Origin of the sequence: Arthrobacter sp. Marseille-P9274 (assembly GCF_946892675.1) — a bacterium.
In the GTDB taxonomy this organism is placed as follows: Bacteria; Actinomycetota; Actinomycetes; order Actinomycetales; family Micrococcaceae; genus Crystallibacter.
Window position 1 is genome coordinate 751617 of sequence record NZ_CAMPOV010000001.1, and the last position, 12781, is coordinate 764397.

The 12781-nt window shown below is 57.8% G+C and carries 7 protein-coding genes; 2 read left to right on the forward strand and 5 right to left on the reverse strand.

What is annotated here, in order from left to right:
• Positions 1-170: 170 nt before the first annotated feature.
• From OC550_RS03445 to OC550_RS03465, 5 genes are all read right to left on the reverse strand, one after another.
• Positions 171-1085 (reverse strand): LysR family transcriptional regulator, encoded by a 915-nt coding sequence (locus OC550_RS03445; protein ID WP_262103907.1) that lies wholly within the window; start codon positions 1083-1085, stop codon positions 171-173.
• 69 nt (positions 1086-1154) lie between these two features.
• Positions 1155-1865, reverse strand: coding sequence for a hypothetical protein (locus OC550_RS03450; RefSeq protein ID WP_262103908.1), 711 nt, complete (start codon positions 1863-1865; stop codon positions 1155-1157).
• 38 nt (positions 1866-1903) lie between these two features.
• The gene (locus tag OC550_RS03455) at positions 1904-4237 is read right to left on the reverse strand and encodes a UvrD-helicase domain-containing protein (protein WP_262103909.1); all 2334 of its coding nucleotides are present in this window, start codon (positions 4235-4237) and stop codon (positions 1904-1906) included.
• 98 nt (positions 4238-4335) lie between these two features.
• The gene (locus OC550_RS03460; protein ID WP_262103910.1) at positions 4336-9807 is read right to left on the reverse strand and encodes a DUF3320 domain-containing protein; all 5472 of its coding nucleotides are present in this window, start codon (positions 9805-9807) and stop codon (positions 4336-4338) included.
• 121 nt (positions 9808-9928) lie between these two features.
• Positions 9929-10417, reverse strand: coding sequence for a hypothetical protein (locus OC550_RS03465; RefSeq protein ID WP_262103911.1), 489 nt, complete (start codon positions 10415-10417; stop codon positions 9929-9931).
• Between the two features lie 266 nt (positions 10418-10683).
• Here OC550_RS03465 and OC550_RS03470 point away from each other — a divergent pair, with 266 nt between their 5' ends.
• Together OC550_RS03470 and OC550_RS03475 are read left to right on the forward strand one after the other, a co-directional pair.
• Entirely contained in the window at positions 10684-11007 is a 324-nt protein-coding gene (locus OC550_RS03470) for a hypothetical protein (protein ID WP_262103912.1), read from the forward strand.
• 40 nt (positions 11008-11047) lie between these two features.
• Entirely contained in the window at positions 11048-12760 is a 1713-nt protein-coding gene (locus tag OC550_RS03475) for a DUF262 domain-containing protein (RefSeq protein WP_262103913.1), read from the forward strand.
• Positions 12761-12781 lie beyond the last annotated feature (21 nt).

Genomic DNA, 12781 nt, shown 5'->3' on the forward strand with positions numbered 1-12781 from the left:
CCCCGTATCTTCACGGGGAACAACTCCATCGCCGCCGGCTCGACCTCTTCGGAATGCACACCAGTCTCTGTGATACCCCTCACAGCTGTCCAATTCATAATTTCCACAGTCTCCATCGATTCCATCAATGCGAGAACGACGGCGGCGTCGGTCTTGCGCAGTCATCTCCTCTACCGGTCCGCGCCGTACAGCTTCTTGCAAATCTCCTCGAAGGCCAAGGCCCGCCTGGTCGGCCGCAGTCCCGCCGGCCGAGCGATGACGACCTCGATCCCCGGCAGCTCGTCCACCAGCCGCAGCGGCACCACCTTGCCGCCCGAATACGTCAGGTCATGATGCAGCCGCTGGTTCAGCACTGAGTAGCCGTGTCCGCGCGCCACGAATGACCTGACAGTCTCGTAGCCCGACACCCGGTGCCGGATGTTCGGCGTGATGCCGGCGATCTGGAACAGCTGCAAGTAGTACTCGCGCGTATGGGGAAGGTCGAGCAGGATCATCGGCTCGTCCTGAAGCTCCCGCAGCGCCACTTCCCCGTCCGGATCCGCCGCCAGCGGATGCCCCTCGTGCACCAGCACATGCGGCGGCACCCGCTCCACCAACTGAGTGCTCACGCCGTCCAGCAGCCCCAGCGTGTACATCAGCGACACCTCGCAGCGCCCCTCGAGCAGCGACCGGCGCAGGAACTCTTGGTCACCCTCCAGGAAGGAAACCCGCACATCCGGATAGCGCTGTTCGAACGCCTGCAGGATCACCGGCGCCCGGAACGGAGCCAGCGGCGCGAACAACCCCACCTTGAGATCGCCAGTCAGGTTCTCCGACATTCCCCGCGCCGACTCATACAGCGAATCCGCATGCTCTAGGAACGCCGGCAGCTCCTTCGCGAACTCCCGCCCGGCAGGGCTCAGCTTCAACCCCCGCTGCGGCAGCCGGATGAACAGCTGCACCTCCAACTCCTGCTCCAGCTGCGAAATCGCATTCGATAACGCCGACTGGGTAATGCGCAGCCGCCGCGCCGCCGTCGTCATATTCTCCGTCTCCGCCACCACCGCGAAGTACCGCAGCTGGATCAGAGTAAAAGGCCTCGCCATGGTGTCATTCTGGCAGTGAATCGCTCAATTGTCGGATCAGCGCTGCTGTCCACAATGGCCTCAGTGTGGCTATTTGACGATGTCGCCCAATCCGAGACCGACGGTTGCGCTGATGCTCCGCGAGTTGCCTTTGAATAGCTTGTAGAGATCGGTTGGCCGGCTATCGCGCCGATAAAGCATGCCATCATCATTCAGGACCAGTTCAGGTCGTCCATCTTTTCGGCGCAGCATCCAATGCCTGGCGATAGACCCATCAAGGTAAGAAGAGTCGCTTCTCTCAGTGTCCAGCTCGATTCCTGGAAACTGGGTAACGAACTTCTTCTTTCCCTCGTCATCGCAAAACGCTTCTTCGAGGCAATGAGCGTCCCAAGGCTTCCTGGCGTTCATACTTTGGAGCAGGATATTTGTTATGACGCGGTAACAAAGCAAGCGAGCTGTTGTTGTTGACGTGCTATTGGGCGCCTTCAAACCCATCAGATCTTCAAGGTGTTCGATGAACTCGAACGAATCACGGGAAAACGCCTCAGCCCAACCAAAACTTCCGGGACGCGCCCCATGACCCACATGAATGCTGCCGTTGCGGTTGAGATGTACGGCAGTCACGTTCACACGGTCATCGTGCAGCCCGAGGCAGTCGTACATGCCTCCTCCCGGATGAGTTTCGACGATGCGAAACTGCGGATGCCGTCTGCAGAGCTCAGTGGCAATCCACCAGGACTGCGGCCTGATTAGCCTGTGGCTGAACGAAAGCCCTTCAACCATGCTGGTCATAGTTGTCATATCTACACCTGTCGATAGTGGCTGGCCGCCCGAATCTGCTACTTGTGATCCTGCATGATGCGCTCCAACTCCGCGATAACGGCATCGAAAAGCTTCGGTTGCACACTCGACAAAATTTGTTCAGCCAGAAGCTGCGCAGCGCCTTCAGCAATCTTCTGTTCCAGAGGTTCCAGCTTCACGACAGTTCGCTCGGTCCGACTCTGGATCGGTGTCTCCCACAGCCTCGTAGGCTCCGGCTCACCTTCGTCTTTTTTGACGGCCTCCGCTTCTTCATCCGCCAGTCCTTTGTCCTGGTTCGATTCATCTCCAGCAGAGTCAGGTGTCTCCGATTCTTTGTCACCGGCAACTGGTGCTCCGCTCAGCAACCGAGGAAGCCGGCCCTCGGGGTAAACGATGTCGAGCCTAGTAGTAGTTCGAGTCAAAGCGATGTAGAGCATTCGATCGCCGTGATGCATATCCAATATTGCTTGCGGATCGACGACAATGACAGCGTCGAACTCCAGACCTTTAGAGTCTTCAGGAGTAACTAGGTTTATAGCATTGCTTAGGTCACCTGAAGTCGATTCACTCCACTGAATGTCCTGGCTGGAAAAGGCTTTCCGGATTACCTCCCACTGTTCCGCGACAGCGATAACTCCGACAAAGCGACCTTTACCACTGTGATGAGTAACAATTTTTGCGACTTCGGTGGGAAGGTCCTCGGTATCGATACCGGTGAATTCTGGATCGGCACCAGCCGAGCGTACGATTTCCGGCGCGCTCACGGTTGGTGCCGCCACTTCAAGGACAGGCCGAGCAACTTCAAATACTTCTGCGGGAACACGATACCCGTGTTCGAGTTCCACCAATTCCGTCGGGAGGTTCGATTTAAGCAGAGTCTTCGCACTGTCCCAAGAATCGGTCGCGTAAGGACCGGTGGATTGAGCGATATCACCGACGACTGTCATGGACCCATCGCGGGACCTACGGCGAATGGCCATTAGCTGCATCTCGGATAAATCCTGCGCCTCATCGACGACAATGTGGGAGTAGATCTCTGACTCTCCACGAAGGAGTTCCGTGGCCTCGTCCATCAGCGCCAGGTCAGCCAACGTCCACGGCTCATCCGCGATTCGTCTTGCCATCGGCCTATGAAGCATTCCGACCTCCGAAGCCCGAAGCAGGTCGCCTGCGGCCTTGATGAGACGGTCCTTCGACCCCAGCAACTCGCGGACAAATTGCGGAGCATTGAGCTGCGGCCACATCGTATTGACTGCGTCATTCAGGGAAACAGGATCCAAAAGATCCGCAGCAGCTTGCATTCCGCGTACGGGCAATTCTTGCCGCGCCATTTCAGTCAATGACTGGCGAAGTTTCGCACGGCCCTCAAGGTAAATCTCGCTCTTCAGTTCCTTGATTCGCTTAGCGAGTGGTTCGGCCGGAATCGACACATACAAACCGCTGTCACGTCGCTGGACTCTTACTGGCTCCTTCGGTTCCTTAATTCGGTCATCCAGAGCCGCCGCCAACACGTCGGCCATGACAGCTGATCCCTTCAGCGCTGCAACGTCATCTGTTTCCATCGCAGACGAAGTAATGCCAGGCGCCAACAGGTCCTGTAGGGAGCGCTGAACTACGTCGTTGTCGCCCAAGTCTGGCAGGACACGGCGAATGTAGCGTGTGAATGTCGGGTTGGGGCCAACGACCAATACATCCTCCGGATCCAGCTCTTCCTGATAATTGAAGAGGAGCCAGGACACGCGGTGCAGTGCTACGGCCGTTTTACCTGTACCGGGGCCGCCCTGCACGATCAACAGCCGGTCCTTTTCCGCTCGGACGATTTTGTCCTGGGCGGCTTGAATTGTCTTGACGATGTCTGTCATTGAGCCGCTTCGCTTGCGGCTCAACGCTTTCAGAAGTTCGTCGTCCGGCTCGTCCCACCCCTCGAGCTCTGCGACAGCCGCTGCAAGCTCTTTGAATACTGTGTCTTCGAAATCCTGAATGCGGTTCTTAGGAGCATCAAACTTGCGCCGCCGGACCAAACCTTTTGGGTCCTTGGCTGTTGCTTGGTTATAAGCAGCTGCGATTGGCGCCTGCCAGTTTACGACCAGAAGGTTTTTTTCGACGTCGAAAATGGGCGCCTTGCCAACGTAATAGGTCTCACCGTCTTCGAGATCGATGCGGCCGAAAGCCACCTCATCGTCCGAGGAGAAGGTTTGTTTTTTCTCCACGGCCCGTTTGAAGGCTCGGCGCTCAACCGCGGTTCCCGCAGACCATTTATCCGCGCTCCATCCGTCCGTAGCGTGGTCTCGAGCGGCCTGCGCAGCGTCGAAATACTCCTGTTCCCGCCTGAGTTCTTCAATCTTGCTGCTTGCTATTTCCCCAACCGACACTGAAACTCCCCTAACTAACCGCGCCGATGCAGCCATGAGCTGCGTTTTAAACAGTAGCGGCGACCGCCGACATTATTCCGAGACTGACCGGTGACGGTTCAGGCTACAAAGTAGTTGCCGCTGTCGTCTTTGACGCACCGGCGGTTTTTCACGACTTTGAACAGTGCTTTTTGGACCGCAGTTTGGATATCGTTTCCCGAACGGTTCCAGCCGAAAATACCCCGAACGGTCTGCTTGATCTGTTCCTCATTGGCGAAGACAGCATCAGCAACCACTCTCACGACGGCTTCTTCGATCTCTTCCGGTGGAATGAGGTTCACTTTGCGGATGTCACCGTCGTCATCTGGTGTACGAACCGGTGTTGATTCATCTCCCGGAACCCTAACAAATCCGTCTGCATAGACCTTCGCCCTAGAACCGTTGACGCGCGCCATCCCTAGAGCTTGACGCACGTTCTTCTGAATCTGCGATCCCGCACGGCCGACGCCCCAGTCTGCCTTCACTCGTTCCAGCACGGTATCCACATGCACAGGGGCCTCGACAGAGAGCACAGCGGAGCAGTAAGAGATCAGATCAGGGAGTGCATCTACCTTACCGGGCTCGTATCTATACGACTCATCGCGCTGACTGTACTTTCGATAGGGCACGGTCCATTCGGGAGCAGCCTCTAAGTCTACTTCTTGGTATTCAAGCTGTTCCATCGGCTCGACCTTGGCCGTTTTTGGCTGGGTTTTCGGCTGATCGGCAGCTCGAATGGCCTGCTGGATAGCCGCCTTCAACCGTTCCTCCTGCGTCGCCCTGTCGCGGTACCAGCTGATTCCCCAGATCCTGTGGATTTCCCAGCCGAGTCCCCGAAGCACCGACTCCCGCAAACGATCTCGGTCGCGGGCAGTCTTAGCGGAATGGTAGGCAGCGCCGTCGCATTCCACGCCGAGCACGAAGCGGCCTGGCTGGTCTGGATGAGGTACCCCGATATCGATGCGGTAACCAGCCGAGCCCACCTGAGAAACCGCACCATAGCCCCAGGACCGAATGGTTCGAACGACTTCCTCCTCAAACGGACTCTCAACATCGCCCACGCTTCCTGACATATCCTCAGCGAGAGCGGAATGGCCTCGTTCAGCGAAATCCAAGTAGTTCTTCAGATGCCTGTTTCCGTCCGAGCCTGTCTCCTGCATGTCGCTCGAGCGGAAGGAACTGACAATCTCGACGCGCCGGCGGGCACGAGTTATGGCAACGTTGAGTCGACGTTCGCCGCCCTTCTTAGTCAACGGACCAAACATCATCGTGAATTTTCCATGCTCATCAGGGCCGTAGCCAATGCTGAAGATGATGATGTCGCGCTCGTCGCCCTGAACGGATTCGAGGTTTTTGACGAAGAAACCGTGCAAGCGGTCGTGGTCCTCCATCAGACCACGCAACAACGGTTCAGTGTCCACACGCCGCTCAATGGCGTCGGAGACTGCATCTGCCTGCGCTGTCGAGAAGGTGACTACACCGAGCGAAAGGTCGCTGTTGTTTCGCCGGTGCTCGACGATCCGGTCAACTACCCTCTCTGCTTCGATGGGGTTGGAACGGTCGCCACCGCGCCGATAGACTCCGTCGGCTACATATTCGTGATGAACGCCTAGGTCGCCGGCCTCATGCGTCGCCCCGGGGAAGGTGCTTAGTTTTCCCTCATAGAACCTATAGTTCGAGTAAGTGATCAAGTCCTCGTGCCGGCTCCGGTAGTGCCAGGTCAATGGCAGCGAAGGCAGTGAGCCTGATGCCTTGCAGAGGTCAAGAACACTGTCGAAGTCGTCCGGCGCCTCTTCGTCTTCACTCTCCGCGTCAGCGGAGGCGAAGAAACGAGTTGGCGGCAGCTGCTTCTGGTCGCCGGCCACCATCAGCTGTCGTCCGCGATAGATGCAGTTCACGGCGTCCGCCGGCATTACCTGGGAAGCCTCGTCAAAGATAACGACGTCGAACTTAAGCTCTGAAGGCAGGTACTGTGAGACCGAGAGCGGACTCATCATAAAGCAGGGCTTCAAGGCCTGTGCGAGTCCCGCGGTTTCTGCCAGTAACCTCCGAATTGGCTTATGCCTCGTCTTCTTATTGGCCTCGTGGGCTATGACTGCGGCCGGACCTGCGTTCGAACGCGGCCGTCGTGCTGCGCAGGCAGTGACAACAGCGCTGAAGGCTTCTTGCACGAGTCGGTTGTCGAGTTCTTGAAATGAGCCAACTAGCTGATCTCGGTTATCGGCACGGTGGGACTTGAGTCGTTCGTCGACCCCGATGACGGATTCGGCCCATGGCTCCAATGCAGCGCGTTCGACGGCGTCGCAAACTTCGGCTGCGGGTGCGGCTTTAGCCTCTAACGCCGGAATGACGTCCGACATGCCTTCCCTGGCCATGACGTTGGTAAGGCGGCTGAATTCGAACCAGACGTCGATGTCCGTGGCTGCGCTGTCCGCCATCTCCTCGAGCAACGCATCTGCAGAGGACAACGACTCGTTAAGCGTGTTCTCGAGTTCAGTCCGTTGAACCGGCGCGAAAAAATCCAGCAGATTTTCCCTCGCGGCCCGCCATGTGTCCACAAGTCCAACCAAGGAATGGTCCTCCGGACGGAATTCTTCCAAAAAGGGCACCGCTGTGGCGTCCAGCGGCGCCTTCACGACGTCGCGTACTTCGCGGCACCATTTCCGGTCGGCGTCGGTCTCGTCCCAGTCTGTCTCGAACCGCTGGTAGCGGGAGCCGATAAGCTCCGCATCATCCGTAGCGGCAGCCTCAACTGCTGCTTCCAGTTCATGCAGCATGCCGATCTTGCCGATTCCCTCGACACAAGCATGCAGTGTAAGACCTGAACCGCCCATCGCTTCCAACCGCTCGCGTTCCGCTGAGGAGTTGGACAAGCGCTCCGCCACCTGTCCTAGAAGGGTCAGGACCTCGGGCAGCGGCAGAGTGTAGAGCGCACTCCCGTACTCGGAATGCAGAAGTGACCGGACTTCTTCACGGACGCTGCTCAGTTGCTCTTCAGCACGGTCCGCGGTGGGGATGAGGTCGAACTCAGGCTCAGTGCCCCTGGCGATTTGAGAAGCCAGAGCGCCTGGCGCAATGTCTTGGCCAGCCAACCGGATAGCTTCCCGTGCAACTTCGAGGGCGGCGCTAAGCCGGCCGAAGTCCGTACTGGTCCCGTGATAATACTCGCCTAGACGTGGCGAATACTCCGTTTCACCACTGCTCAAATCCCGTTGTGCCTGCTGCCAGGCCAAGGCTTCATCCAACCTCGCAATGATTTCCTTGCCGGCGCCGCCGCTCTGCGTCACTCCCCGCAGCGTCTTCTTGTCCTCCCGCGCTTGTTTGCTCCAAACCTTGAAGCCCTTGCGCTCGGCGAAGCGGACCTTCAGACCTACCAAGTCGAGGTCCAATACTTCCGGCTTGAAAACGGAATTCAGAGTCTCTTCGCGTTCGCGCACCATGGCGGTCAAATTGTCGAGGACTCGGGCGCTCTCATCCAGCGCTCCCTGCACACTCGGGTTCAACCAGTTGGCCTCCGGCAGATTCCCCGACTGGGACAACCGTGCCAGGGCGATCAAAGCTTGCAGTCTGCCCATCGAAACAGTGTCAGGATCGACCTTGAACAGCTTGCCGAGCTTTCCTGCTATCTCGGCCAGCTGACCAAAATTCTGAATGAGCCCGCGGAGGTTGCCTGCGGCTTCTTTGATATCGACGACTGTCATGTCGCCCAATGCTTCGGGGAATACATTTGGGTCCGCGGCCATCGCGTTTCCCAGAGCATCGAAAAGTTGACGGTCCTCTGACCTCCAAGCAGCCCCGAAATTCGCGGCAATCTCTTCGATCGCAGTTAGCCGTTCATTGGTGATCCGGCGCAGCTCGATGACCCGACGGTCCAACTCATCGAGTTGATCAATGGTCCACCAAGAAGCAGGAACGAAACGTCCTACGCCATAGACCTTGAGCACTTCGAGGCGTTGCCGAAGTCCGTCGTCATTCAGATCGAAGTCCCTGAACGGCAGAGACGAGTCGAAAAACTGTGCGGCGTCTACCACACCGCTGACGGCCTTTGCGGCCGCCAGAGCAGCATCCTCGGCATTCTTGCGGTCGCTCATCGACATCAATTCGCCTCGCAGTCCGCGCCATAGGAAGGCATCGCCATCTTCGGCGGGTCGCCAAACGCCCGCAAGCTGAATCGCATGTTCCAAGAGCATGGCAAGCTGCTCAGCGCTCAGCTCGGAGAACGTATCTTTATCACCTGTGGGATAGTTCTCGACGCCGGTGAGCTGGGACAGTCGGCCGAGTACGTCATGCAGAGATCTTCCCAGCGGTCGACGAACCTCGTTCATGGCCTGCGCGTATGCACTCAACTCTGAACGCGTCTGCCCGAGCCGTTTCTGCTCCACGGCTCCGAACGATTCGCGAGCAACGGGTTTTTTGAGTAGTTCCGCGTGTAAGGTCTGCACGACCTGTTTGCGGGTTGCCTTGTGACTGTGCAGCTCGAGCAGGAAGGGATCCAGGTTTCGGGCTGCAAGGCGGTCACGCACCACGTCAAGGGCCGCTGCTTTCTCGGATACGAACAGCACGCTCTTTCCGGTAGCCATTAGCTCAGCAATGATGTTGGCGATTGTCTGGCTCTTACCCGTACCAGGAGGACCATCCATGACAAAGCTACTGCCGTCGCGTGCTGCAATCACACAACGACGCTGGCTGCCGTCTGCGTCCAGGATACTGTGGAGATTCTCCGGCGCGATGACAGTATCGAGCTGCTCGTCAGACGGTGGCTCATAGGCGAAGGAACCGGCGCTCGGCGCCTCGGGACCGAGAGAGAGCAGCTGGATGAGGTCGCTGCTGATAATCGTGTCTTCGTTCTGCTCCAGGTCCTTATACATCGCCTCTTTGTGGAAGCTGAAGGGCATAAGGATGGCCCGCGAATCCACTGTCCATGTCGGCTGGCCGCTCGTGGCCTGTAAGACACGCTCGGCTACGTCGACGATCGAAACGTCGTCGTCGTCAAAGTCCGGCAGCTCAATTCCGAAGTCCCGGCTCATCTTCAACGACAGAGCGGTATTGAGGAAGGGCTCGTCGTCCGTGCGCCCAAGGACATACACCTGCCCGGCCTTGGTGAGGCGGACGGGCACCATCAGGAGTGGGCTACTGACCTTCTTTTTGTCGGCTGGATCAACCCAGGTAAGCATGCCGAGTCCCAGATAAAGAACCCAGATGCCTTTGTCTGCGTACTCCTGTTCCGACCGTTGGTGCAGCCGCTTACACGTCGACACGATCTGCTGGTTTGTCTTGCTTCGGACACGAAAGACCCGGTTTTCGTCGATCGCTGGGAGTCCGAGGTCGACTGCAGTGTCGCCTTCGCCCTCTTCTGACTCCTCTGCACGCAAATGGACGGTACCAGTGCGGACCAACTGTTCAATGCCCACCATGCCCGGCTCAATGATTTCGAAAGACCCGCTCTTGGGGTGTGAAAAGTAGACGAGCTTCTGACGCCTGTCGATTGACAGCAAGTCCTCCCGCCATGCCCGCATTTGGGCAAGAAGCTTTTTGCGAGCATCGGTGCTCAATCGGGCACTTGGCGCTGACCCCACGAAATTCCCCCAACAGCTATAAAATAGTCTGTCAAATTCTACCTCGACTCTACCTAAACGTTTAAGTCCCAAAGGCGATCAATTGTGCGGCGATCCCCTAAGTGGAAACGCCCCAATCCTTGTCCAAAGATGCGAGTTCCGCGCGGACCTCGTATAGACCTTGGAGATGTTCCTCAATCCCCTCAGACATCGCATAACCCACCGCAAGTTTTTCCGCCGAGCGCACCCAATGACGAAGATCATTTGCAGATTGCAGCTGCATCTCTCGGGATACCTCCAGCACGGCTTTCAACCGCCCAGTTTCATCCGACCGCTCGAAGACCCGACCGATAGCTTCCAGCGCCCCCTCCTCGTCCTCTCCCAGATCCAGAGAATCGAATGCCAGGACCATGCGTTCCCCAACTGGCATCGCAAAAGCAACAGCCTGAGCCAGTTCCGGTGTCACCGTTACGAACCGGGCCAATCGCTGTCCTGCCTCAATGGCGTGGATTTCACGCTCGAGTTCGTCTCGCGTGCGCGCTGCTTTCGCCCTCACGTCATCAGCTTTGCGGACTAGTCGACGCAAGTCATTGGGCTCGAGCTCCATCTCCACAGCGATATCGCGAACAGCTTCGTAGAAACTGGCTCCCTGTGCCTCGAGAGACTTGACAAGTCTGTACGCAAGAAGCGCGGGCTCCTCGACGTCTGAATACTTACTGATCGGGACTCCTTAGAGTGACCGCGGGAACTGACGCCAGCGGTGGATGAAGCACGGACGTGCGAAAGGAACTTGATCGTACGGCACGAGCTCTTACACGCACGGCATTGTCTTTGGTTCCGCAGCATTGTGTTTCGAATTCGTATGATGGACTGATGCAAGAAGCTGACAATTCCCTTTTTGATCTCCCCTCTGCCGAACCTCATGATGCCGGCGTCTCTGCAGAGCGCCCCATCTCAAGAGAGCAGATCTCAGCAGTCCGTTCCGCCTTTGAGCGCGCAGGCGTCACAAGCCAGGAGAAACGCCAGCAGATTGTTATTAGCTGCACCATCCGACATGTAGATTCCCTCAGAGACCTTTACGCCAGGGACGTCCGCCCGATTCTGCGCCGTCTCGATGCTTATTCGCAGAGAGCCGGGGACACAACCGGCAGCGCTTGGGATAACCGCGAAGAAGACACATGGATCGATAAGCTCTGATTTGAGCTAAGTCAATGAACCGCACGGGGGGCAGCAACAAGTGGATGCACGTAACAGGTCACTGGACGACTGGTTTGCTCGGATCAGGACGGGACAGTTGCGACTACCACGGTTTCAAAGATTCGAGGCCTGGAGCCACAATGAAGTAGCTGGCCTCGTCGAGACTGTTCTGCGGGGGCTCCCCTCAGGCGCGACCCTGATTCTCGAAGTCGGCGACCGAGAGCCGTTCGTCAGCAGGCCCTTGGAAAGCGCTCCAGTCCCTAGAGAACGAGTCACTGAGCATCTACTTGACGGACAGCAGCGGCTGACAGCTTTGTGGCGCTCACTCCATGACAATTATCCGGACCGCAAGTATCTTCTTCGATTCGAGGAGGATGAGGAACACGGCGGAAGAGTCCCCGTCGTACTCGCTCAGAAACGCTGGACATGGCGTGGCACTACTTACCCGGTTTGGTGCGACAATCCTGCTGACACTTGGGACCGCGGATACATCCCCCTCCAACTGCTCAACGAAGATTCTTCAAAGGCTCGTGCGTGGGCACGGCAAGCGTGCGACGACGACGCCGATATGGTCTGGGAGATTAGCGACAAGATAGCGAAACTGTCGGCAAGCGTGAAGTCATACAACGTGCCGTTCCTCAGCCTGCCGGTGACAACGCCAAAGGACGTTGCACTGGATGTCTTCATCAAGATGAACACCTCGTCCGTCCGTCTCAGTGCCTTCGACATCGTAGTAGCACAGCTGGAAGAGGCGATGGGCCAGTCACTGCACGACCTCGTGGATGATCTTCGGGCCCAGGTTCCTTCGCTGCATCGCTACGCAGACGCCGGCAATCTCGCCCTCGATGTGGCTGCCCTGCGATCAGACCGAGCTGCGGTCCAGCAAAGCTACCAAAAGCTCAATCTCAAGGAGGTCGGCGAGCAATGGGACGACATGGTAGCCGGCATCAAGTGGGCCATCGAATTCCTTGAGTCCGAGCGCGTCTTCGATGCGCAGCGGCTGCCTTCCATCGTCGTGCTGCCCGTCCTTGCGGCAATCCACCAGCACTTGCCGCAGGCCTTGGATGCAGCTGGAAATGCCAGGCAGCTTATCCGGGCCTACATGTGGCGCGCGTTTCTTACCAGACGCTACGACCAGGCAGCTGGATCCCGTGCTCTCCAGGACTACCGTGGACTCAAGATGCTCTTGACAGGTGTCAGGGAATCACGCCCGGCCGCTGCCCCCATCTTCGACGAAGAAGTCACGCCGCTCCCCATCACTCAGGATTTGGTTGCCGCAGGATGGCCTAAAGGACGTGAAATTCTCGCGCGGGGAATCCTCGCAGTGTCTCTTCGGGCTGGAGCGCGCGATATAGCAGACGACCAGACTGTCACGGCGGCGCACCTGCAGTCCCGGGAGTACCACCACCTCTTTCCGGATGCCCTGCTTACGAAGATCGGCAACCTGGAGCCAAGCAAGTCGATGAGAGCACTCAACTGCGCTCTCATTACTTGGAGCACCAATCGAACCATCTCGAGCAAGCCGCCGCTTGAATACCTCCAAGACCGGACAAGCAAGGCGGAGCTGGGCGAGACGGAGATCCAGTCACGCCTCGCCTCACATGTCATTCCCTACAACGACCTGGCAGTGGCAGGACCTTATAGCGAGTACGACGGCGACCAGGTCGCCAAGGATTATGAGCGGTTCCTGATTGCTCGAGCGGAGCTGATGTTCCCGGTCATCCAGATCCTGTGCGCCGGCGGTCAGCCGTAGCAGAACGGCGGCATCAATCTT

Coding starts and splice junctions, on each gene's coding strand:
- OC550_RS03445 (WP_262103907.1), bottom strand. CDS start 1,085: ATGGCGAGGCCTTTTACTCTGATCCAGCTGCGGTACTTCGCGGTGGTG.
- OC550_RS03450 (WP_262103908.1), bottom strand. CDS start 1,865: ATGACAACTATGACCAGCATGGTTGAAGGGCTTTCGTTCAGCCACAGG.
- OC550_RS03465 (WP_262103911.1), bottom strand. CDS start 10,417: ATGGAGCTCGAGCCCAATGACTTGCGTCGACTAGTCCGCAAAGCTGAT.
- OC550_RS03470 (WP_262103912.1), top strand. CDS start 10,684: ATGCAAGAAGCTGACAATTCCCTTTTTGATCTCCCCTCTGCCGAACCT.